Origin of the sequence: Streptomyces sp. NPDC016309, from assembly GCF_043077235.1 — a bacterium.
Lineage (GTDB): Bacteria > Actinomycetota > Actinomycetes > Streptomycetales > Streptomycetaceae > Streptomyces.
In genome coordinates this window covers 71,543-93,787 of sequence record NZ_JBIBSG010000014.1, presented here as the reverse complement: position 1 = coordinate 93,787, position 22,245 = coordinate 71,543, and the positions used below count along the sequence as shown (strand labels likewise).

Genomic DNA, 22,245 nt, shown 5'->3' with positions numbered 1-22,245 from the left:
AAGCCGCAGGTGGCCGGGCTGCCGCCGTCTCCGCCTTCGGACATCTGCGACCTGGCCCTGGCGACAAGTTTCATCGTCCCAGCTCGGAAGGCACTTTCGCCTTCCCGGCCAGCAACCGGCCGCACGCCGACCGAAACGGCGAGGCTACGTCCTGCCGCGCCGGCGCGCGTTGCGTACGGCGAGGAAGGCGGCCGCGCCGCCGGTCAGCAGGACGCCCGCCGCGGCGACCGGGACGAGGGGAGTCCCGCCCGGCACGCCGGAGTCCGCCGCCGACGTGGCCGCCGCCTCCGCGGTCGCCCTCGTGGTGGTGGGCGTCGTCCCGCCCGCGCTTTCGGCGGGTGCGGTCGGACCGGCGGCCCCCGCGGCTCCGCGCGCGGGCGCGGCGGGCGCGGGCGACGCCGGTGCGGCGGCGGGCACGGTGAGGTCCGCCGTGTCGCGGCCGAGGCCCGGGTGGCCCGCCTCCACCACCACGGTCCAGCGGCCGGGAGGCAACGCCTCGGCGGTGGTGAAACGCCCGTCGTCCACGGGGTCGGGTATCAGGAGCCACGGCCCGGCGGTGCGGCTGCCGTCGGCGCTGACGGCGTTGACGGTGGCGGCCACCCGCTCGTCCAGGGGGTCCGCGTCGTTCTCCCAGGTGACCCGGGCGGTCACGTGTCCCTGCCGGTGTCCGGCGATGTCGACCGCCAGGGTGCCGCCGTGGGCCCGGGCGGCACCGGTGGCGGCGGCGGTGGCGAGGACCGTCAGCACGGTCACCGCCAGGGCCCGGGCGGCAGCGGTGGTCACGGCCGCCGGTCGGTGCGCTTGCACAGTCGTCCTCCGAGGGGAGCGGGGCCGGCGGGCGGTCGGTTGCCGCCCGCCGGCCGTCGTTCAGGCCGGCCGGAGCCGGCGGGTGGGGGTCACGCGGCCTTCTCGACCGTCCAGACCTGCGCCGGTCCGGACACCGCGTGCTGGAGCTCGATCAGCCACGAGCCGTAGTACGGGCGGTTGCTGACGCCCAGCACGAAGCCGCTCGTCCCGGCGGTGATCGTCACACCGCCGCCGCCGGGGGCGATCCTCCACCGCTGCGCGGCGACGTCGCCGCACGGCTGCTGGGACACCCACATGCCGGGGCCGGCCGTACCGCCGGTCTGGAGGCACTTCCCCGTCGCGGCCGAGCGCAGACGGCTGAAACCGCTGCCCGCGTCGTCGACGTACCACTGCTGCTGGGCGTAGCCGTTGCGCTGCGATCCGACGAGGACGGTGCCGTCGGCGGTCCTGCCGCCCCACACCTCCGCGGCCGTACCGGTGGGGCCGTTGGTGAGCAGGTAGCGCGTGTTCGGCGCGGTACCGCCGCCGTTGCCCGCCGTGCGGAAGGACGTGGCCCTGCCGGGACCGCTGTCACGCCCGGATTTGTCCCGTACGGAGACGGCGAGGGTGTGGTCGGTGCCGGGCCGCAGGTTGTAGACGCGGGCGCTGGTGGTCTGCACCCACCCGATGGGCTTGCCGTCCAGGAAGATCTGGTACCAGGTGGCGCCGGTGACGGCCGGCCAGGTGGCCACCGCGGAGTCCGGCGCGATCTGTCCGACCGTGACCACGGGTGCCGTGGACGGCCCGGTCGTCGGCCCGCCCGTCGGTGTGGGGGTGGGCGTCGGTGCCGGATCGGGCCGGTCGGTGCCCCGGTTGCGCATCAGGAACTGGCTGTCGGCGATGTTCCAGTGCGTGGCCAGGTAGCTGCCGGGCCGGGGACTGGTGTGGAAGTAGTCGTCGTGGTTGCAGTCCAGCCGGTTCTCGTAGGCGCCGTCCTGGCAGACGGAACGCATCCGCGGGTAGTACGGGCTGTCCGAGTAGCACATCACGTCCCACTCGTCCGTGCAGTGCGCGCCGCGGCTGGTGTTGGGCGCGCTGTTGTTCACCGCGCCGAGGTTGTGGCCCAGTTCGTGGGCGGCGGTGTGACCGCCCCAGCAGCCCGTGTCCGTACGGCCGTAGGAGGGGCCGAAGTTGCTGAGGTTGTTCTGGGCGGGCCGCTCGTCACCCGCGAAGGTGCCGATGCCGCAGTACACCTGGGTGTCGGCGAAGACCATGTACTTGCGGTCCCGGCGGTCCAGGCCCCGGGCGGCCAGCGCCCGGTTCATGGCGCTGAACTCGCCCAGCGCGGAGGCGGGGAGCTCGATGTTCAGCACCGTCGGCACGCAGTCGGAACCGGTGACGTAACGGATGTGCCGCACTCCGCCGGTGTCCTTGGCGCTCTCGGAGAAGATCAGGTCGGCGTCGGCCGCCCACTTGCGGAACGACGCCAGGTACGTGGCGTACCGGTCCGTTCCGGGGGCGTGGGCGTAGACGACCTGCACCCGGTTGCCGGTCGTGCCGTCACCGTCGCACTGCACGGTCTGGCCGGCGGGGCCGTCGGCGGGCGCCTTGCGGGCGCCGGAGCCGGCCGCCGCGGGGGGTCCGCCCGCCTTGGGAGCGGTGGCGTCGAGCGCGGGGGTGGCGGTCCGGGGCAGTGCGGGACCGGCCGGCTCGTCGCCGGACGCGCCGCGCCCGGGCTCCGCGGGGTCCGCGGCGGGGGTGGTCGTCCGGACGGCGGGGGGCGTGTCCTTCTTGATGTCGACGCCCTTCGGCGGGGCGTCCGGGCCGTGCGTGCAGTGGCCGGTCGTGGTGCGGTAGACGCCGGCGCACGGATCCCCCTCGGGCGCGGGCGTCAGGCCTTCGTAGACCAGGCCGCGGTCGGGCTCGCTCTTCGGCTTCTTGGGGAGGGGCTCCGGTTCGTCGTCCCGGGTGGGTGCGGCGGCCGGTTCGGGGGCCGCGGCCGGGGTGCCGGCGGGCTGGGCCAGCGGCAGGGGGCGGTCGTCCGTCCCCCCGGCCGGCCGGGTGGTCTCGTACGCCACGCCTCCCATGACCGCCATGGCCGCGACGGCGGCCGTGACGAGTATGAGCCGTGGCCTCCTGCGGCGCTGCGGCTCGAGTCTTCGACGTCCTGACACGGGGCACCTCTTCCTTGATCGGGGAACGGTGCGCGGAAGCCTGCCAGAACGCCGGGGGAGGAAATTTCAGACATAGAGGGGCCGAAAGAATATGTGCGTTCCGTTACCTGATGGTTCGAATTGACGATGACTCAAAATCCGCTTCCAACAGGTCAGTTGGGTGCTCACGAGTGAATTGGTCCAGCCCATTCGGAAGTCCTCGTTATCCGATTGAGATAAGAGCGAGCGCTATTCGACGGCCTGTCAACGGAATCCCTCACTCCAAAGAAATCCCGCCCTTACGCATGGTGTGGCGGGTGAAACGGATACTTGGGGAATCCATAAGCCATCCGGAGCGGCGAGCGTGGCGCAGCTCACATACTGAGCAGTTGGTAATCTTCCCTGCCTGGTGGGACCGTGACGCCGTGGGCTCCACAGGAGCCCGCAGGACAGGCCAGGGAAGTGAGGAGCGACCGTGCGTGCGATACACGTCACCGAATTCGGCGGACCGGAAGTGCTGCGACCCGTGGAGGTGCCCGAGCCCCGGCCGGAGCCCGGCCGCCTGCTGATCGACGTCTCGGCGGCCGGCATCAACTACGCCGACACGCACGCGGTCGAGGACTCCTACCTGTCCCGTTCCGTCCTGCCGATGATCCCGGGCGGCGAGGTCGCCGGGCGTACCGAGGACGGGCGCCGGGTCGTCGCCCTCGCGGACAACTACGGCGGCTACGCCGAGAAGGCGTCCGTGCGCGAGGACCTGGCCATCGACATCCCCGAATCGGTGAGCGACGGCCAGGCCCTGGCCCTGATCGTGCAGGGCCTCACCGCCTGGCACCTGCTGCGCACCGCGGGGCGCGTCGCCCCGGGCGAGTCGGTCGTCGTGCACGCCGCCGCCGGCGGCACCGGCTCGCTCGCCGTCCAGCTCGCGAAGGAGTTCGGCGCCGGACGGGTCATCGCCACCGCCTCCACCCCGGAGAAGCGTGACCTCGCCCTGTCGCTCGGCGCGGACGTCGCCGTCGACTCCGGGGCGGAGGGACTCAAGGACCGGCTGACGGAGGCCAACGGGGGCAGGAAGGTCGACGTCGTCCTCGAGATGACCGGCGGCCCGGTCTTCGACGCCTCCCTCGCCGCGCTCGCGCCCTTCGGCCGGCTCGTGACGTACGGCATGGCCGGCCGCCAGGCACCCGAACCCGTCCACGCCGCGCACCTGATGGGCCGCTCGCGTGCGGTCGTCGGCTTCTGGCTGATGCACGCCGTCGGCCGCCCCGGCATGTACCGGGAGCCGATGGCCGAGCTGCTGGCCATGGTCGGTGACGGCCGCCTGGTGCCGCGGGTCGGCGGCGTCTACCCGCTGGCCGAGGCGGCCCGCGCCCACGAGGACCTCCGCGCCCGCCGTACCGTCGGCAAGCTGATCCTCGACACCTCCCGCTGAGCGTCCCCGGGCAGCCCCGCCGCGCGCGGCGGGGCGGGCACCCCGGCCGGGTGAGACCTTCGACACGCGTCCCGGTGGGATTGCCCACCGCGCGCCGGGGCACTCCCCCCTGATCCCCGCACGGATGACCCGAGCGGGGCGACAGGGGCCGCGCACGCGTCGAAACCGCACGTCGGGCAGGGCGCGGCGGGATGGGAGGATGCCCGCATGGACATACGCGGCAGAAACAACGTGACCGTGACCGGGCGCGAGAACGCTCCGGTGCTCATGCTGGCGCACGGCTTCGGCTGCGACCAGAACATGTGGCGCCTGGTGGTGCCGGAACTCGCGAAGGACCACCGGGTGGTGCTGTTCGACTACGTGGGTTCCGGGCGCTCCGACCTGTCGGCGTGGAGCGAGGACCGCTACGCCTCCCTCGACGGTTACGCCCGTGACGTCGTGGAGATCTGCGAGGAACTGGACCTCCGCGACGTGGTGTTCGTCGGGCACTCGGTCAGCGCCATGGTCGGCGTCCTCGCGGCCGCCGCCGCGCCCGGGCGCATCGGCTCCCTGGTGATGGTCGGCCCCTCGCCCTGCTACATCGACGACGCCGGCTACCGCGGCGGCTTCAGCGCCGCCGACATCGACGAGCTCCTGGAGTCGCTGGAGGCCAACTACCTGGGCTGGTCCGCGGCCATGGCACCGGTCATCATGGGCAATCCCGACCGCCCGGAACTCGGCGAGGAGCTGACGAACAGCTTCTGCGCCACCGACCCCGACATCGCCCGCGTCTTCGCCCGCACCACCTTCCTCTCCGACAGCCGCGGGGACCTGCGCGGCGTGACGGTGCCCACGCTGGTGCTGGAGTGCTCCCAGGACGCGATCGCGCCCCGCGAGGTGGGCGCCTACGTGCACGCCGCGATCGCCGGCAGCACGCTCGTCACCCTCGACGCGACCGGCCACTGCCCTCAGCTCAGCGCGCCCGAGGCCACCGCCGGGGCGATCCTCGCCTTCGTACGGACACTGAGGTGATGTGCCGGACGGCGCAGGGCCCCGAACAGCCGGAGAACCACGAGGCCGACGACGCGGCCTTCTCGGCCCTGCTGGAGGACAGCGCCGAGGAGCTGTACGAGTCGGCGCCCTGCGGCTACCTCTCCACCCTCATGGACGGCACCATCGCCAAGATCAACAGCACCCTGCTGGGCTGGCTGGGCCGGACCCGGGAAGAAGTGGTGGGCCGCGTCCGGTTCGCCGACCTCCTCACCGTCGGCGGCAAGATCTACTACGACACCCACTTCGGCCCGCTGCTGCGGATGCAGGGCCGTGTCAACGAGATCGCCCTGGAGCTCAAGTCCGCCGACGGCGGCCGGCACCCCGTACTGGTCACCTCCACCGTCAAGACCAGCGGCGACGGCGACCCCCTGCTGATCCGCACCACCGTCTTCGACGCCCGTGAACGACGCGCCTACGAGACGGAACTCCTCCGTGGCCGCAAGGCCGCCGAAGAGGCCCGCAGGCAGGCCGAGGCCGACCGCGAACAGCTCCGGGAAGCCCTCGCCGTGCTCCAGCAGAGCCTGCTGCCCGCCGCCCTCCCCGAGGTGCCGGGCGTACGCGCCGCCTGCTACTACCACACGGCATCGCCGGTCCGGCTCGGCGGAGACTTCTACGACCTGTTCCCCCTGGACGGCGACCGCTGGGCCTTCTTCCTCGGCGACGTCTGCGGCAAGGGCCCCCAGGCGGCCGCCGTCACCTCACTGACCCGCTACACCCTCCGTGCCGCCGCGCTGCACGACCCCGACCCGGTCGCCGTCCTCGCCACCCTCAACACGGTGCTGCACGAGCGCTACGCCGCCGGCGACCCCCGCTACTGCACCGCGGTATTCGGCACCGTGGAACCCCACGGTGACTCCGCCACGGTGCACCTCGCCTCCGGCGGCCACCCCCCGGCCCTCGCGCTGCGAGCCGACGGCCGGGCGGAATACCTCCCCACGCCCGGCGGGCTCCTGGTGGGCATCCTCCCCACGCCCCGGTTCACCCCCGCGACAACGGTGCTCGGACCGGGGGACACGCTCCTGCTCTACACCGACGGGCTGACCGAGGCCCGGGTCGGCGAGGAGCGCGCCCTCTACGGCGACGAGGCGCTGCTCGGCTTCGTCTCCGGCCTGGCACCGGCCAGAGCCCCCGAGGTGATCACCGCCCTCACCGGTCTGCTGGAGGGCTTCGGGGACGGCCTCGACGACGACACCGCCCTGCTCGCCCTCGGCGTGCCGGCCCGCGATCGATGAGTCACCGCCCGATGTCCCCCGACCCGGTGAGTCCCCGCCCCCCCCGTGTCCCGTCCCCCCGCGGCCCGAACCGATGTCCCCCGACCGCGTGAGCCCCCGTCCCGTGAGCCCGGAACCCGTATGACTCCGCTGACAGTAACCGCACGGGACACCGACGCCGGTCCCGTACTCGAGGTCGCGGGCGAGCTGGACTACGACACCGCGCCCCGCCTGCGCGAGGCCGTGGAGAGCCTGTCCCTCGAACCGGGCCGACGACTGGTCCTCGACCTGGGCCGCATGGACTTCTGCGACTCCAGCGGCATCACCGCCCTCATCGTCGCCCACCACCACGCGAACGCCGCCGGAGCGCGGCTCTCCCTGGTCGCCGTACCCGCCCGCACTCTGCGCACCCTGCGCATCGCCGGCCTCGACCAGGTCTTCACCATCAGCCCCGGCCCCGGCCAGGACCGGAAAGACACAACCTAGGTCCGGAAGGTGCGGTCGGGCCACCACACGGTCGGGCCGATGTGGCGCACCAGAGCCGGGACGAGGAGCGAACGGACGACGAGGGTGTCGAGCAGCACGCCGAAGGCGACGATGAAGGCGATCTGGGCCAGGAACGACAGCGGGATGACGACGAGGGCGGCGAAGGTGGCGGCCAGGACGACGCCGGCGGACGTGATGACGCCTCCGGTGGCGGTGAGGCCCCTGAGCACACCGGCGCGCGTGCCGTGGCGGCGGGCCTCCTCCCGTACCCGGGTCATCAGGAAGATGTTGTAGTCGACGCCCAGGGCCACGAGGAAGACGAAGCCGTACAGCGGTACGGAGGCGTCGGTGCCCGTGAAGCCGAGGGCATGGGTGAAGACGAGGGCCGAGACACCCAGGGTGGCCAGGTAGTTCAGGGCGACGGTGGCCACCAGGAGCACCGGCAGCAACAGGCACCTCAGCAAGCCGACGAGGATCAGCAGGATGATGCCGAGGACGACGGGAACGATGAGGGCGCGGTCGCGGGCGGCGGTCCGCTGGGTGTCGTACTGCTCGGCGGTGTAGCCGCCCACCAGCGCGTTCGCCCCGTCGACCCGGTGGACGGCCGCGCGCAGCCGGGGAACGGTGTCCTTCGCCGCCTCGCTGTCGGCGGCGGCGCTCAGCGTGACGTCGACGCGGACGCGCCCCTCGACCACCGCGGGCGTACCCCCGCCGGGCCGGCCGCCCTCGGAGACCGGGAGCGCCGAGGCGACGCCCGGGGTGGCGCGGGCGGCCTCGGTGACCTGCCGGACGTACCGGGCGTCGGCGACGACGACGGCCGGATTGCCGGACCCGCCCGGGAAGTGCTCCCCCAGAGCCTGCTGACCGGCCACCGAGGGGGCGTCGTTGACGAACGTCTCGTTCAGCGGCACACCCTGTGCCTTGAGCAGGGGCGAGAACGCCGCGCAGGCGACCAGCGCCAGAAGGGTGGCGGCCCAGACACGGCGCGGCCGGGCGTCGACCAGCGCGGCGATCCTGTCCCACAGGCCCCGCTTCCCCGGCTCCCCGCCGGACGGGTCCCCGGCGGCCCGGTCCCCGGCGGCCCGCGGGCGGGCGGGCCAGTAGGCGCCCCGGCCCAGGAGCACCAGCACGGCCGGCAGGAAGGTGAGGGCCGACACGACCGCGCAGACGACGCCGATGGCGCCGACGGGGCCGAGGGCCTGGTTGTTGGCCAGATCGCTGAGCAGCAGGGCCAGCAGGCCGAGGGCGACCGTGGCCGCGCTGGCGGTGATGGCGCCCAGCGAGCGGCGCCAGGCGGCGCGCATCGCGGTGAACCGCTCCCGGCCGGCCGCCAGTTCCTCGCGGAAGCGGGCCGTCAGCAGCAGCGCGTAGTCGGTGGCCGCGCCGATGACGAGGATGAACAGGATGCCCTGGACCTGCCCGTCGACCCGTACGACGTCATGGTCGGCCAGGACGTACACCACGGCCGAGGCGAGTGCCAGGGCGAACACGGCGCTGACGATCACGATCAGCGGCAGCAGCACGCTGCGGTAGACCACCAGCAGGATCAGCAGCACCATCGCCAGGGCCACGCCCAGCAGCAGCCCGTCGATCCCCGCGAAGGCCTCCGAGAGGTCGGCCTGGGTCGCCGCCGGTCCCGTCACGTACAGCCGGGTCCCCTCGACGCCCCCGGCGGCCCGGCGCACGGCGTCGACCGTCCGGTCCGCGTCCTCCCCGAGATCCGCCCTGAGCGGCACGACGCCCTGCACGGCCCTGCCGTCCTCGGACGGGAGCGCCGGCCCCGTCCGCCCGGTCGCCCCCTCCACGGCCGCGGCCTCCTTCAGAGCCGCCTGCGCCCCGGCGCGCTGCGCGGCGGTGACCTTTCCCTCCCCGGCGACCCAGACGAGGATCACGGGCACCGTTCTGTCCTTCTCGAACGACCGCCGGAGCTCGCCCACCCGGGTCGACTCCGCACCCTCCGGCAGGAAGGCGGCCCGGTCGTTGGTGGACACCTCCCCGAGCTTGCCGGCGTACGGGCCCAGCGCCGCGCCGGCCACGAGCCATACGAGAACGGCCAGAACGGGGGCGAGCCATCGCCAACGACCCGGTCGAGCTGCCATGAGAAGTCCTCCACCACAGGGATCCGCCGGTCCTGGGCCCGGCTACCCGTCTCGAGGCCCAAGAATCTCAATGATTGAGATTTCTGTAGGGTAAGGCTGTGGAGCCCACCGACCTGCAGACCTTCGCCGTCCTCCTGCGCCGGATGACGTCCGAGTTCGACCGGATCGCCCACGACTTCGCCCAGACCTACGGGCTGCACCCCACCGACGTCCAGGCGCTGATCCTCATCCTGGACGGAGCCGCCCCCGACCCGCTCGACGGCACCTCCGCACGGCCGCCCGTCACCCCCGGGGTGCTCCGCGAACACCTGCGGCTGACCTCCGGCGCCGTCACCGCCTGCCTCGACCGCCTGGAGAAGGCGGGCCACATCCGCCGGGTGCGCGAGGCCACCGACCGCCGCGTGGTCCACCTGCGCTACGAACCGCGCGGCCGGGAGGTGGCCCGCGCGTTCTTCGCCCCCCTGGCCCGGGCCACCGACGCCGCGCGCGGCAGGTTCAGCGACGAGGAGCTGCACACGGTGGTGCGCTTCCTCGCCGCCATGAACAGCGAACTCACCCGCGTCCGGGAGAGCGGCCCGCTCTAGCCCCGTTGTCAGACCCCCCTCGTACCGTCGAGGACGTGGGCGCGGAACGGCCGGGCCCCGGGAGGACAGGAGCGGGCCATGGGCGAGATCAGTGTGGAGAGGCAGCACCTGGACCGGCTGCTCGCCGACAGTGCCGGCGCCTCGTACGGCGCCCCCTACCAGCGGGCCTTCGCCGAGCTCGCCGACACCCACCGGGGCAGGCCCCCCGCCGACATCGTGCCCCTGCTGCGCCGCGCCGCCGACCGGGCGCTGCTGGAGTTCAGCCACGCCGACCTGCTCGAACAGGCCGAGGCGATCAGCACCGGCGAGCGGTACGTCCTGCGCGTCACGGTCACCTGAACCGGCCCCGCGGGCCGAACACGCGGCCCGGAACCGGCGACTCGGTCAGCCCGCCTCCCGCTCCACCGGCAGCCACAGCTCGGCTTCGGCCGACGCCCCGTCCGGGGAGGGGCGGACGCGCAGGATCTCCGGGCCGGGGCGACCGCGGTACGGGTTGGAGGGGAACCACTCCCCGAACACGTCCCGCCACAGCTCCTGGATGGCCCGGGGTGCCGGACCGGAGGTGGTGAACACCGCCCACGTGCCGGCCGGCACGGGCAGGGCCGTGGTGCCCCGGGGGCCGGGCGCGGAGGGGAGCGCCGAGGTGATCACCCCGTGGTAGTAGTCGAGCCCGGTGCCCTCGGCGCGGCTGGGGTCGAGGTCGTCGCAGACCGCCACGACGCCGCGCGGCTCCTGGTCGGACAGTTCCTCCAGCCGCTTGAGGGTCCCCGGGTCGATCCCCCGGACGAAGTCGATGATCGCCTGGTTGGGCCCGGCGTGCACCAGGGGCACCCGGGCCCTCGGGCCGACGACGGTGAAGGCCGGCCGGTCCACCACCCGGTAGCGCATGCTGCTGTTCCCCTCGACGGTGAGCCGGAACGACAGCCGGGGCTGGGAGACGAGCGCGGCACCGGTGCGCCGGGCCTCACCCGGGCCCACACCGTGCATGGCGCGGAACGCCCGCGCGAACGCCTCGCCCGACCCGTACCCGTACCGCACCGCGATGTCCAGCAGCGGCTCGCGCCCCGCGAGCACCTCGGCGCCCGCGACGGTGAGCCGCCGGCGCCGGACGTACTCCGACAGCGGCATGCCCGCGAGCGCGGAGAACATCCGGCGCAGGTGGTACTCCGACGTGGCGGCGACACGCGCCACCGCAGCCACGTCGAGCACCTGGTCCAGGCGGTCCTCGATGTGCCCCATGGCCTGGTTGAGCCGCTCCAGCACTCCCGGCCCTCCTTCCTCGGTGCCACCACGCCGGGCGGCACGTGTCCCATCGGACCCGGCATCCCGCGCCCGGTCGGGTCGGCTGCCGGTCCGCGGCGGGGCCCTCCCTCCGGGCCCGCACGACGATCCTGCCGGTGTCCCCGCCGCGCGGTGTGGCCGGGGGACGCAACGGAACGGAGGGCGGGGGCGGAAGGCGGGATGCGAGGCACGGCGGCGGAGCGGTACGGAGCGCCCCCGGCGGTCCCGGCCGGCTCTGAGGAGGGCGTGCCGCAACCGCCCAGGACACCGGTTGCGGCACTTCCCGCACCACGGGCACGGAGGAGTGGGCCGGCCCGCTGACACCGCGCCTGCCCGGCCCCTCCCGCGGCACACTGCGCCGACCGGGTGACGGCGCGGCAGGCGACGGCGTACGACGCCGGGCGTGCCGTTGCGGCATGAGCGTCCGGGCACGCGGATCCGGGCGGACGGCCGCACGAAGGGTCAGTCCGCTCGCGGGCGGAGCGGGTCCGGTGGCAGCCTGGCCGCCAGCAGGGCGACGTCGTCGGCGTGGTCGGCGGCCAGGCCGGCGAGCAGTTCGTCGCAGAAGGTGTGCACCGGCTGGCGGGCGAGCGCGGCGGCGTGCTGGCGCAGACGGGTCATGCCGTGGGTGAGGTCCTCGCCCCGGCGCTCGGTGAGGCCGTCCGTGTACAACAGGACGGTGGACCGGGCGGGCAGCCGCGCGGTGGCGTGCGGGCGCTCCACCCGGGGATCGACCCCCAGGAGCAGCCCCTGACCGTCCTTCAGGAAGCGGGTGTCGCCCTCGTAGGTGATCAGCAGCGGCGGCGGGTGCCCGGCGCTGGAGTACGAGAGCGTCCACCTCCCTTCGTCGTCCTGGTCCAGCAGCGAGTACAGGCAGGTGGCGGTCGAGTGCGGGTAGAGGCTGTGGTGCGCCATGTCCAGGCGCCGCAGGATGTGCCCGGGTGGCTCCTGACGGTCGCAGCCGATGCCGCGCAGCATGTTCCGTAGCTGGCTCATGGTGATCGCGGCCCGCAGGTCGTGGCCGGTGACATCCCCGATGATCATCGTGGTGCTGCCGTTGGGCAGGGGGAAGCTGTCGTACCAGTCACCGCCCACCTCGGCGGTCGTGGCGGCCGGCGCGTAACGGGCGGCAAGCTGGAGGGGGCCGGTCTTCGGCAGGGTCGGCAGCAGTGACCGCTGGAGCCGTTCGGCGATGTGCTGGGTCTCGCGGTACAGGCGGGCGTTGTCGACCCCGAGCGCCACGCGGTGGGTGAGGTCCTCGACGGTGGCGAGGTCCTCCAGGGTCAGCGGGGCGCGCTCGGCGGTACGGCCGATGGTCAGCGCGCCCAGCACCTGTCGGCGGGCGCGCACGGGGGCGACGACGGCGGTGTGCGCCCCCAACTGGTCGAACGGTTCGAGTTGCAGGGCGGGCGGCGTGTCGGCCGGCGTACCGGGGACGGGAAGGTCGTCGGCGGTCAGCAGCAGGGGACCCGCGCCGGCGAGGACACGGGCCAGCGGCCCCACGGGGGCCTCGGGGACCTCGGGCAGCGGCCCCGCCAGGCCCCCGACCGGCAGCATCTCCGGGTCGCGGTGGACCACGCTCACCCGGTGCGCCCGGCCGTCGTCCTCGAGCAGGTCGACGGCGCACCAGTCGGCCAGTTGCGGCACGACGATGCGGCACACCCGCTGCACTCCCTCGTAAGGGTCCAGAGTGCTGGTCATGGCGGTGGTGGTCTCCGCCAGCAGGGTGAGCCGGTCCAGTGCCTGCTGCACCACCTCGTCGACCTCGAAGCGATCCATGCCCCCATCCCTTCCCGGCACGGCCGGGCCCGCCTCGTTCCCGCGGGCAGATCCACCCCCCGGGTGGCGCCCGGACCGCCCGCCGACATCCTGCGGTTCGACCGCTGGGGCACCCGGGTCCGGCACAAGGCCCCAGGGGGCGGCTCGACTGCGAACCGACGCCGCCGCATCACCCAGGGACGTCGGCATCCTGATCGATGAGGGTCGCGCCGGACGCCAGGGCGCGGGCGGTGTCGGCGAAGTACTGCTCGTCGGCGTCCGGGGCGAGGCCGAGGATGACGCCCTGCGTGAGACCGACGAACAGGGCCCTGAGCGCGGTGACCAGACGTTGCGCCTGATGCGACGTCACCGCCTTCCCGTTGTGCGATCGACCGGTGAACAAGGCGATCAGGTGGCTCTCCTGCGTCCGGACGGACGCGGCGAGCCGGGCACCGAGTGCGGAATCGTGCAGGGCCATGTCCAGCAGGGTGATCTGCAACGACAGGGCGGAGGTCGCGGCCGAGGCGTCACAACTGCGCCGGTAGTACCGGGCGAGGGCGTCAACCGCTTCCAGGAGATCCATCCCGGGGGGAAGCGCCTGCTCGATCTCCTCGTAGTGCGGCCGCAGGTAGTCGGTGACCAGGGCGGCCACCAGGCCGCCCTTGCTGCCGAACAGTGAGTAGACGGCGCCGGTCGTGAGGCCGGCCTCCTCGGCGATCTCGTCAAGCCTGGCGCGGTGCCCATCCCGTGAGACGACGTGAAGGGCGGCATCCAGCAGGGCGCGGCGGTTGCGTTCCTTGGTCTCGGCTCTCGTCATTCTCATAATTCCATTATTCTAGTAATGAAGTTACGGGAGTTGGACCGGCGCAGGGAGGAACGCTCATGACTGAGGCCCAGGCCGTGACATCGTCAGCGACGCGTGGCTTGATGGGGGTCACCGCCGACGGTGTCTGCAAGGTGGTGCTCGGTGCCGCCTACGTGATGGGCGCTTCCTGGCTCGGCGATCTGCTGGGGGTGTCCACCTGGTTGATGGTCGTCTCCGGTGTCGCCCTGCTGATCGGCGGCGGGATCGAGATCACGTCAGTGCGCAGCCGCCCGATCCGCACCCACGTGCGGCTCATGGTCGCCTACGACGGTGGTTGGGTGCTGACGGCGCTCGTCGGCTTACTGATGGCATGGCGGGAGGGCGGTACTGGGGGCGAAGTGTGGATCGGGTACCAGGCAGCCGCCCCCCTGGTGTTCGCCGCGCTGCTGCTGGCCGCCGCCCCCGTGCCGCCGGCCTCGGACAACCACGCGAAGGACTGACCGCCGCGTCACCGCTGAGGTGGCCACGAGGTCTCCGGTGTCCGGTTCTTCCTGGTCGATGAACCCTTACCGGAGACCTCCACTCCTTCCCGATCAGGCCACGCGGCCGCTCAGCTCACTCACACCGTGCCTTGCTCACGCTGAGGCCAGATGAGGCCCTGATCGGTCCAGATGACACCCTTGTTGCGGCAGAGGCAGAAGGGGTGGCCGATGGGGTCGGCGTAGACGCGGAAGCCGTAGCCGTCGGGCTCGGTGCAGTCCCGCCGCAGGGTCGCGCCGAGAGCCAGGACGCGGCGCTGTTCGGCCTCGAGGTCGTCGACCTCGAAGTCGAGGTGGAACTGCTTGGGATGCTCGGGGTCGGGCCACTGCGGGGCGCGGTAGTCCTCCACCTGGATGAAAGCCAGTTCGATCTCGCCGAACCGGATGCCGGCCCAGTTCTCGTTACTGCCCTCCTTGACCGGGAGCCCCGTCACCTCGGAGTAGAAGCCTGCCAGCTTCATCGTGTCCGGGCAATCGATGATGAAGTCGGTTAGTCGAAGCATCTCGCGATCTTGCCACAAGATCGGATGAGCCGGACTTCGACGCAGGCCCTGGTTCCGTTACCGCAGGTGGTGGGCGAAGAAGGCCCCCACCCGGCTCCGTACATGAGCGAGTGTCACCGCCGGGTCGCCGGTGCCGATGAGCGCGGCTCGGGCTGCCGCTGTCACAAGACCGGCGGACCGGAGCCGTGCGACGAGGGAGCCGTAGTCGGTGAACGCCCAGTGGTTCGCGTGGGGGAGCAGCACGCGGCGGCCGGGGAGGCCCGTCCACGAGGCCTCGATACGGGCGGCGCCCTCGAAACCGTCGGTGCGGAACAGCAGCAGCGGCCGATCGATGCCGACCGGCGGGTACAGGTCGAGATAGCCCTCCAGGTTCGCCACCGCGCCGACCCGGCGGTCGCCACGGGCCGCGTACACCGCCGCCGTGCCGCCTGCGGAGTGCCCGTACAACCCGACCCGGCGGGAGTCCATGAACGGTGCGAGCGGCAGGTCGCCGAGCCGGTCCAGGACCAGGCGGAGGTCCGCGGTCCGGGTGTCCACCATCGTGCGGAAGGTCGCCGGGTCCGGCGGTCCGGTCAGCACGGTCGTCCGCATCCCGGTGGGCAGCTCCACCTGAGAAGCGTCACCGGGGTGGTCCACGAGGACGACCACGCGGCCGTGGCTCGCCAGGTCCTCGGCGAGGGTCGTGCCGAGCGTGCGGGAGTCACCGCCGCCGGGGGAGTACACCAGTACCGGTCGACGTCCGGGCAGCGGCGGCGCGCCCACGTACCCGTGGGTGAGGACCGCGCCCCAGTCCACCACTCCCGGCTCCGGCAGTCCCGGACGGACGCGCGGCGCGTACGCGGCGAACACCCCGGCCTCGTCCGGGGTGAGCTGCGGGGCCCGGGTGAAGCCGCGTACCGATCGGGCCGGGTACAGGACGGTCAGCATCAACTCCCGCACGCCGCCCATCCAAGGGTCGGTACGGGCCGGGTCCGTGAGATGGACCGTCCGCATGCCCACGGGGTGCGGGCCGGCGGGCGCGGGCAGGCGGAGGACCGAGCCGTCACCGGAGGCGGACGCAGCCGTGGGCAGCAGGACGGCGGCACTCCCGCATAGGGTGCCTTTCACAAGAGTGCGTCGAGAAATCATACGAACATCCTTGGGGCGGGAGCCGTCACGAGGCGAAGGTTCAGGCCCTGGCCAAAAGGCTGGACGAGGAGCTGTGAGGGTGCTGCAAATCCACTTCACCGCCGAGGACTTCGCCCGGATCCGCTTCGCACCCCGCCCGGCGCCGCTCCAGGAGCTCCACGCCGCTCTGACGACAGCCGTGGCCCAGCACGGCGGGCCGCTGTTCGCGCCGTGGCGCGGCCGCGTCCTGCGCTCCCTCCCGGCCTCGTCCGACCCGCTCGCCGACCTGGTTCCGGCGGGCCGCCCGCCCTCCTTCCTCGACGTCCTCGGCGACACCATGGCCAACAGCTTCGAACGGATCCGCGCCACCGGCCCCGGTCTGGTCCGCTCCGAGCTGGAGCGGGTCTACGGGACGATGCCCGCGCCTCGCTGGATCCGCGGCCTGCACGCGGGTGACGAGACGGCCTGGCGCACCCTGCGTCACGCTCAGCGTGCCGCGTACGAGACGGTCCTCGCCCCGGTCTGGTCCGTCGTACAGGACCTGCACCGTGCGGAGTTCACCCGTTACGCACTGACGGTCGCCGAGCACGGTGTGGCCGCCACGCTGACCGGCCTGGCCCCGGGCAGCCGGCTCCACGAGGGTGTGTGGGAATGGCCCGGCGCGGCGCCGGACCGCGACGTCCGCCTCGACGGGCGCGGCGTGGTTCTGCTGCCCACCTTCCACCACCCGGCGGGCCCGCTTCTTCAGGACACCCCGGGCCATCCCGCGGTCCTGACGTACCCGGCCGGTCCCGGGCTCCCGCTCATCGCGGGGCGCCCGGCCGTCCCCGCCGGGAGCCCGGCCGCCGTCCTGGGCCGCACCCGGCTGGAGGCCCTGCGCCTCCTCGCCGAGCCTCACACCACGACGTCCCTGGCCCGCGCCCTCCACGTCAGCACCGCGACGGCCTCGTCCCACGCGGCGGCGCTCAGATCGGCCGGCATGGTGACGACGACCCGCACGGGCCGCTCGGTCACTCACCGGCGCACCGCCCTCGGCGCGTTGGTCGCGGGCGCCTGACCGCCGGGGTCCGCCACGGGACGGAGCCGGCCCCGCCACGCCGGTGAAGTGCCTGACCGCGCTCGCGGAGGAGGTGCCTCGACCTACCGCGCTGCGACAGAGGATGAGCGTACGCGGCCCATGGGCATCCCCGCCTACCGCGATGGGGGCGTGGCGAAGAACGCGCGTACGTCGTCGATGAGCGAGTCCGGGGCTTCCATCGCCAGGAAGTGGCCCCCGCGGTCGAGTTCGGTCCACCGGACGATGTTGTGGTCCCGTTCGGCCCAGCGGCGGATGGTCACGTCCTGGGTGGAGAGCAGCACGGCGGTCGGCACTGTTCCGCGCTGACCGGCGGCCCAGCCGTCCTGTCCGTCGCCCCACCCGGAGTCGTGCGCGGTGTCTGCGGTGTCCGAACCGGTGCCCGGGTCGCCGGCCGCCCAATCACCCTCACCCCACGTGTTCGCGGCAATCTCCTCGTAGTAGATCTGGGCGGCCGAGGCGGCGGTGCCGGTCAGCCAGTACAGGGAGACCTCGGTCAGGACGCGGTCCCGGTCGACGCTGTCCTCGGGCAGCCCGTCCTCCGGATCGGTGAGCTCCTTGAACTTCTCCACCACCCAGGCCAGTTGACCGACCGGCGAGTCCGTGAGGGCGTAGGCCACCGTCTGCGGACGCTTGGAGTTGCACTGCAGATATCCGTCGTTGAAGTCCTGCATGGCCTGCCAGCGACGCTGTTCGGCCTCGGTGAGGCCGTCCGTCTCGCCCTCTTCCCCGACCGGGAACGTGATCATGGCGCTGACGTGGATCCCTATGACGTGCTCCGGGTCCTGCTCGCCCATCCGAGGGGCCACCCACGATCCGGTGTCGTAACCGTGAACGCCGTAACGCGTGTAGCCCAGACGGGACATCAACCGGGTGAGGACCGCTGCCATGCGGGCCGAGTCCATTCCCGGCCCCGCCAGCGGCGTGGAGAAGCCGAACCCCGGCAGTGAGGGAATGACCAGGTCGAAGGCGTCCGCGGGATCGCCGCCATGGGCCCGCGGATCGGACAGCGGGCCGATGACGTCGAGGAAGTCCGCCACCGACCCGGGCCAGCCGTGCAGCAGCATCAGTGGCGTGGCGCCCGGCTCGGGAGACCGTACATGCAGGAAGTGGACGTTCTGCCCGTCGATGGTGGTCAGGTACTGGGGGAACGCGTTGAGCGCTGCCTCGTGTGCCCGCCAGTCGTAAGCGGTCCGCCAGTACTCGGCCAGACCCTGGAGATAGGTCAGCGGGACGCCGCGGCTCCAGCCGACACCGGGCAGCTCGTCCGGCCAGCGGGTGGCGGCAAGGCGGGACCGGAGATCGTCGAGCTGGTCCTGCGGGACATCGATACGGAACGGTCGGAGATCAGGGGTCGTGTCGGTCATGGCGGTGACGCTACGGAATCCTTAGGTCACTTCCGTTCCTAAGGCTGCGGCACTCTGGGGCCATGATCGAAACCTCCGGGCGGCTGCTGAAACTGCTGTCCCTGCTGCAGTCCCCTCGCGAGTGGTCCGGGACCGAGCTCGCCCAGCGCCTCGGCGTCAGCCGGCGCACACTGCGCCGTGACGTCCAGCGTCTGCGCGACCTCGGCTACCCGGTCCACGCGACCCAGGGCACAGCCGGCTACCGGCTGGGCGCCGGGGCCAAGCTGCCACCGCTGTTGCTCGACGACCAGGAAGCCGTGGCCGTCGTCGTGTGTCTGCGTACCGGGGCCGACAGCTCGGTCGCGGGAATCGAGGAGCACGCCCTGCGTGCCCTGACGAAGCTGGAGCATGTGCTGCCCTCCCGGCTGCGGCACCGGGTCGGCACCCTGCATGCCGCCACGGTCCGGGCCGGCACGGCCCCCGCCCCCGGGGTCTCCGCGGACACCCTCATGGTGATCGCCGAGGCATGCCGCCGGCATGAGCGGTTGCGTTTCGACTACACCAGCCCGCATGCCGGACCCAGCATCCGCTCGGTCGAGCCCCACAGCCTGGTGATCTTCGACCGTCACTGGTACCTGGTCGCCTGGGACACCGACCGCGAGGACTGGCGCACCTTCCGCGTCGACCGGCTCGTCCCCCGCACTCCGCTCGGCCCGCGGTTCACCCCTCGCGAACTCCCCGGCAACGACGTGGCCGCCTACCTAACCCGCCGTCTGTCCGCGCAGGCATGGCCCTGCCAGGCGACTGTCATGCTGCACGAATCCGCCACCGAGGTCGCCGACCGCGTCTGGCCCGGCATGGGGGTCATCGAGCCGGTCGACGCCCGCAGTTGCTTGTTGCACCTGGAGGCCGACACCGCCCGCGACCTCGCCTGGATGATCACCTCGGTGGATACCGGCTTCACCCTTGTCGACGCCCCGGCCGAACTCGCCGAAGCCCTTCGCGCGCAGGCCACCCGCTGCCTCGATGCCGTACGACGGTCGACGGGCCCGAGGACGGGTTCCTGACCACCGGTCACAGGGCGGCCCGGGGCGAGGAGCGGTCAGGGTGGCGGAGTGTGCCCGTGCGACCACCGGCTCCGCGGTGCGGGAGCCCCGCGGACGTACGACCCGGGGCGCCGAAGGAGACCACGGAACGGCGGCCGAAGCCCCCTGCGGGCATGGCGGACCGTCCGGATCCCGCCGGCCGCCGCGGGCGCTGGCACAGTGGGAACGGTGACGCACGAACAGCCACCGCCCCGCACGCCCGACGGGCACCACGTCATCATCGGCGGACGCCGCTGGCGGGCCACCGACCCGGCGATCCCGGAGGACGCCGCCGCGCGGCTGCGCGCCCATCTGATGGCCGCCCGGCGTGCGGTCGGCGCGGCCAGGCGGGCCGGCGACCCGCGGGCGGAGGGCGCCGCCCGCAGCCGGGTGCACACCGCGAAGGTCGCGCTCGGGGAGCGCGGCGCACCGTGGTGGGAGCAGAGCGAGGCGGAGCGGCGCGCACGCTGGCGCGAGGGCCTGGCCGCGCTGGACGAGGACTGAACCCGCCCGGCCGGCACGATCCCCACCGGGACCGAGCCGCCCGGCCACGTCCCGGCGCGCCCCGGCGGCACGGACGCGCCCCACCGGAACCGTGGTGCCCCACCACGACCGCGCCCGGCCGGGACCCCGGCGGCCCGACCGTGTCCGGCCGCGCCCGGCTAGGATCCGGGCATGCCGCTGACCATGAAGGACGTGAACCGGTTCGAGGCCGCGAGGCCGCGTCTGGACGCCATCGCCTACCGCCTCCTCGGCTCGGCGAGCGAGGCCGAGGACGCCGTACAGGAAACGTTCCTGCGCTGGCAGGCCGCCGACGTCGGGCGCATCGAGGTGCCCGAGGCCTGGATGACCAAGGTCCTCACCAACCTGTGCCTGAACCAGCTCACTTCGGCCCGCGCGCGGCGCGAGAGCTACGTGGGCCAGTGGCTCCCCGAACCGCTGCTCGACGGCGACCCGATGCTCGGGCCGGCCGAGACCGCCGAACAGCGCGAGTCGGTCTCGTACGCGGTGCTCACCCTGATGGAACGGCTGTCGCCCAGCGAGCGGGCGGTGTATGTGCTGAGGGAGGCCTTCGACTACCCGCACCGGGAGATCGCCGCCATCCTCGACATCACCGAGACCTCCAGTCAGCAGCTGTACCACCGCGCCAAGAAGCACATCACCGACGGCAAGGCCCGCGCCGAGATCGACGAGGCCGCGGCCCGGCGGATCGTCGAGGAGTTCCTGACGGCCGCCACCACCGGCAGGACCGAACCGCTCGTGCGGCTGCTCACCGCCGACGTCATCGCGGTCGGGGACGGCGGCGGAAAGGTCCCGGCCCGCACCAAGGCGTTCGAAGGCGCGTCCGCCGTCGCGAAGTTCATGCGGGGGCTGTTCAAGCCCAGCAAGGCCAAGCGCGTCCTGGTCGGGGGGTCGCCCGCGATCCACCTCGCGCGCGCCAACGGCGCCCCCGCCGTCGTGGTGGTCCTCGACGGCCGGGTCATCGGCGTCCTGTGCCCGCAGGTCACCGCCGAGGGCATCGTCGCCTTCCGCAGCCAGGTCAACCCCGACAAGCTCGAACGCGCGACCGAGGTGTGGGCGTCCGCCGAACACGGAGAACCCCTTTTCCACGCCTTCTGACCGCCGCCCCGGACGCCGGCCGGCGGGTGTGAGGTGCTTCACATCGCGTTCCTGTCAGGAATCGGCGGGCTGCCCGGTTCAAGGGGCGACACCGCGCAAGACAAGGGGCGGACCCGCAGACAGGAGCAGGAACATGCAGCACCGCATCATCGTCCTCGGCGCCGGCTACACCGGAGCGACCGCCGCCGGCCGGCTCGCCAAGCGGCTCCACCGCGACGACGTCACCATCACCCTCGTCAACCCCGAGCCCGACTTCGTCGAGCGCGTCCGGCTGCACCAGCTCGCGGCCGGCCAGGACCTCACGCCCCGGCCGTTCGACGAGATGTTCGCGGGCACCGGCGTCCGGCTGCGGCTCGGGACGGTCACCGGGATCGACGTCGACCGCAAGGCCGTCTCCGTCGCCGGCGCGGACGGCGGTGCCGAGGAACTGGCGTACGACACCCTGGTCTACGCCCTCGGCAGCGGCTGGAACGACCAGGGCGTTCCCGGAGTCGTCGAGCACGCCCACGAGGTCGCGAGCCGGCCCGGGGCGCTCCGGCTGCGCGAGCGCCTGGCGGGGCTGGAGGCCGGACGGCCCGTGGTCGTCGTGGGCGGCGGACTCACCGGCCTGGAGGCCGCGACCGAGATCGCCGAGACCCGCCCCGACCTCGCCGTCTCCCTCGTCGCCCGCGGCGGACTCGGTGACTGGCTCTCGGACAAGGGCCGCGGGTACCTGCGCAAGGTCTTCGGCACGCTCGGCATCACCGTGCACGAGCACACGGACGTCACCGCCGTGGAGGCCGACCGGATCACCACCGCCGACGGCACGGCCGTCCCGGCCGACGTCACCGTGTGGACCACCGGCTTCGCCGTCCACCCCCTCGCGGGCGCCACCACCCTGGAGGCCGGCCCCACGGGCCAGATCGTGGTGGACAGGACCATGCGCTCGGTCTCGCACCCGGACGTGTACGCCGTCGGCGACGCCGCCCTCGTCATCGGCCCCGGCGACAAGCCCCTGCGCATGTCCTGCGCCTCGGGCGTCCCCACCGCCTGGCAGGCCGCCGACGCCATCGCGGCCCGCCTGACCGGCGGCAAGGTCCCGAGCATCCCGGTGCGCTACTTCAACCAGTGCATCTCGCTGGGCCGGCGGGAAGGGCTCATCCAGTACGTCACCGCCGACGACCGCGCCGTGAGCGCCGCCCTGACCGGGCGGTTCGCCGCCACGTACAAGGAGCTGGTCTGCAAGGGCGCGGCCTGGGGCGTCGCCCATCCGACGATGGGCCTGCCGAGCCGTCGCCGACGGGTGGTACGGGACGGTGCCCGGACGGGCGCGGCGGTGCGGGTCTCGGCTTGACGCACGCGGA

General features: G+C 73.1%; 21 protein-coding genes. 12 read left to right on the top strand and 9 right to left on the bottom strand.

Annotation, left to right across the window (positions count from 1 at the left end):
- Window positions 1-144: 144 nt before the first annotated feature.
- The gene (locus tag ACF068_RS28695; RefSeq protein ID WP_392277202.1) at window positions 145-783 is read right to left on the bottom strand and encodes a hypothetical protein; all 639 of its coding nucleotides are present in this window, start codon (window positions 781-783) and stop codon (window positions 145-147) included.
- A 113-nt stretch (window positions 784-896) separates the two neighbouring features.
- Window positions 897-2,960, bottom strand: coding sequence for an RICIN domain-containing protein (locus ACF068_RS28690; protein ID WP_392277201.1), 2,064 nt, complete (start codon window positions 2,958-2,960; stop codon window positions 897-899).
- Window positions 2,961-3,414: 454 nt separating this feature from the next.
- Here ACF068_RS28690 and ACF068_RS28685 point away from each other — a divergent pair, with 454 nt between their 5' ends.
- From ACF068_RS28685 to ACF068_RS28670, 4 genes are all read left to right on the top strand, one after another.
- Entirely contained in the window at window positions 3,415-4,371 is a 957-nt protein-coding gene (locus tag ACF068_RS28685; protein ID WP_392277200.1) for a zinc-binding alcohol dehydrogenase family protein, read from the top strand.
- Window positions 4,372-4,578: 207 nt separating this feature from the next.
- Window positions 4,579-5,382 carry an alpha/beta fold hydrolase gene (locus ACF068_RS28680; protein ID WP_392277199.1) on the top strand — a complete coding sequence of 268 codons (804 nt, stop codon included), beginning with the start codon at window positions 4,579-4,581 and terminating at the stop codon, window positions 5,380-5,382.
- Window positions 5,382-6,635, top strand: coding sequence for a PP2C family protein-serine/threonine phosphatase (locus ACF068_RS28675; RefSeq protein ID WP_392277198.1), 1,254 nt, complete (start codon window positions 5,382-5,384; stop codon window positions 6,633-6,635). Before ACF068_RS28680 ends, ACF068_RS28675 begins: the two co-directional genes overlap by 1 nt.
- A 120-nt stretch (window positions 6,636-6,755) precedes the next feature.
- Window positions 6,756-7,100, top strand: coding sequence for an STAS domain-containing protein (locus tag ACF068_RS28670; protein WP_392277197.1), 345 nt, complete (start codon window positions 6,756-6,758; stop codon window positions 7,098-7,100).
- Here ACF068_RS28670 and ACF068_RS28665 read toward each other — a convergent pair.
- On the bottom strand, window positions 7,097-9,199 hold the full coding sequence (locus tag ACF068_RS28665) for an MMPL family transporter (protein WP_392277196.1): 2,103 nt from the start codon (window positions 9,197-9,199) through the stop codon (window positions 7,097-7,099). The two genes, ACF068_RS28670 and ACF068_RS28665, sit on opposite strands and share 4 nt — an antisense overlap.
- A gap of 143 nt (window positions 9,200-9,342) precedes the next feature.
- Between ACF068_RS28665 and ACF068_RS28660 the strand changes: the two genes are divergently transcribed.
- Together ACF068_RS28660 and ACF068_RS28655 are read left to right on the top strand one after the other, a co-directional pair.
- Window positions 9,343-9,783, top strand: coding sequence for a MarR family winged helix-turn-helix transcriptional regulator (locus ACF068_RS28660; protein WP_392277219.1), 441 nt, complete (start codon window positions 9,343-9,345; stop codon window positions 9,781-9,783).
- A gap of 78 nt (window positions 9,784-9,861) precedes the next feature.
- Entirely contained in the window at window positions 9,862-10,122 is a 261-nt protein-coding gene (locus ACF068_RS28655) for a hypothetical protein (protein WP_392277195.1), read from the top strand.
- A gap of 45 nt (window positions 10,123-10,167) precedes the next feature.
- Here ACF068_RS28655 and ACF068_RS28650 read toward each other — a convergent pair whose 3' ends face one another.
- The 3 genes from ACF068_RS28650 to ACF068_RS28640 form a co-directional block, all read right to left on the bottom strand.
- Window positions 10,168-11,046 (bottom strand): helix-turn-helix domain-containing protein, encoded by an 879-nt coding sequence (locus ACF068_RS28650; RefSeq protein WP_392277194.1) that lies wholly within the window; start codon window positions 11,044-11,046, stop codon window positions 10,168-10,170.
- A gap of 480 nt (window positions 11,047-11,526) precedes the next feature.
- The gene (locus tag ACF068_RS28645) at window positions 11,527-12,843 is read right to left on the bottom strand and encodes a PP2C family protein-serine/threonine phosphatase (RefSeq protein ID WP_392277193.1); all 1,317 of its coding nucleotides are present in this window, start codon (window positions 12,841-12,843) and stop codon (window positions 11,527-11,529) included.
- A 169-nt stretch (window positions 12,844-13,012) separates the two neighbouring features.
- The gene (locus ACF068_RS28640; RefSeq protein ID WP_392277192.1) at window positions 13,013-13,639 is read right to left on the bottom strand and encodes a TetR/AcrR family transcriptional regulator; all 627 of its coding nucleotides are present in this window, start codon (window positions 13,637-13,639) and stop codon (window positions 13,013-13,015) included.
- 65 nt (window positions 13,640-13,704) lie between these two features.
- On the opposite strand from ACF068_RS28640, the gene ACF068_RS28635 reads away from it, so the two are divergent.
- A complete protein-coding gene (locus tag ACF068_RS28635) occupies window positions 13,705-14,127 on the top strand; it encodes a hypothetical protein (RefSeq protein ID WP_392277191.1) in 423 nt (140 codons plus the stop codon).
- Between the two features lie 119 nt (window positions 14,128-14,246).
- Here ACF068_RS28635 and ACF068_RS28630 read toward each other — a convergent pair whose 3' ends face one another.
- Window positions 14,247-14,669, bottom strand: a complete 423-nt coding sequence (locus ACF068_RS28630; RefSeq protein ID WP_392277190.1) for a VOC family protein — start codon at window positions 14,667-14,669, stop codon at window positions 14,247-14,249.
- Between the two features lie 57 nt (window positions 14,670-14,726).
- Window positions 14,727-15,797: an alpha/beta hydrolase family protein gene (locus ACF068_RS28625; RefSeq protein WP_392277189.1), complete on the bottom strand. Its 1,071-nt coding sequence runs from the start codon at window positions 15,795-15,797 to the stop codon at window positions 14,727-14,729.
- Between the two features lie 79 nt (window positions 15,798-15,876).
- Here ACF068_RS28625 and ACF068_RS28620 point away from each other — a divergent pair, with 79 nt between their 5' ends.
- The gene (locus tag ACF068_RS28620; protein WP_392277188.1) at window positions 15,877-16,833 is read left to right on the top strand and encodes an ArsR family transcriptional regulator; all 957 of its coding nucleotides are present in this window, start codon (window positions 15,877-15,879) and stop codon (window positions 16,831-16,833) included.
- 134 nt (window positions 16,834-16,967) lie between these two features.
- Here the strand turns inward: ACF068_RS28620 and ACF068_RS28615 are convergent, their stop codons facing one another.
- Complete coding sequence (locus ACF068_RS28615; protein WP_392277187.1) at window positions 16,968-18,218, bottom strand: epoxide hydrolase family protein; 1,251 nt, start codon at window positions 18,216-18,218, stop codon at window positions 16,968-16,970.
- Between the two features lie 62 nt (window positions 18,219-18,280).
- Here ACF068_RS28615 and ACF068_RS28610 point away from each other — a divergent pair, with 62 nt between their 5' ends.
- The 4 genes from ACF068_RS28610 to ACF068_RS28595 all read left to right on the top strand — a co-directional run bounded on the left by ACF068_RS28610 (window position 18,281) and on the right by ACF068_RS28595 (window position 22,235).
- Window positions 18,281-19,264: a helix-turn-helix transcriptional regulator gene (locus ACF068_RS28610; protein WP_392277186.1), complete on the top strand. Its 984-nt coding sequence runs from the start codon at window positions 18,281-18,283 to the stop codon at window positions 19,262-19,264.
- A 207-nt stretch (window positions 19,265-19,471) separates the two neighbouring features.
- The gene (locus ACF068_RS28605) at window positions 19,472-19,786 is read left to right on the top strand and encodes a hypothetical protein (RefSeq protein WP_392277185.1); all 315 of its coding nucleotides are present in this window, start codon (window positions 19,472-19,474) and stop codon (window positions 19,784-19,786) included.
- A 171-nt stretch (window positions 19,787-19,957) separates the two neighbouring features.
- Window positions 19,958-20,902, top strand: a complete 945-nt coding sequence (sigJ, locus tag ACF068_RS28600) for an RNA polymerase sigma factor SigJ (protein ID WP_392277184.1) — start codon at window positions 19,958-19,960, stop codon at window positions 20,900-20,902.
- A gap of 133 nt (window positions 20,903-21,035) precedes the next feature.
- Window positions 21,036-22,235 (top strand): NAD(P)/FAD-dependent oxidoreductase, encoded by a 1,200-nt coding sequence (locus ACF068_RS28595; protein ID WP_392277183.1) that lies wholly within the window; start codon window positions 21,036-21,038, stop codon window positions 22,233-22,235.
- The last annotated feature ends 10 nt before the right edge of the window (window positions 22,236-22,245 follow it).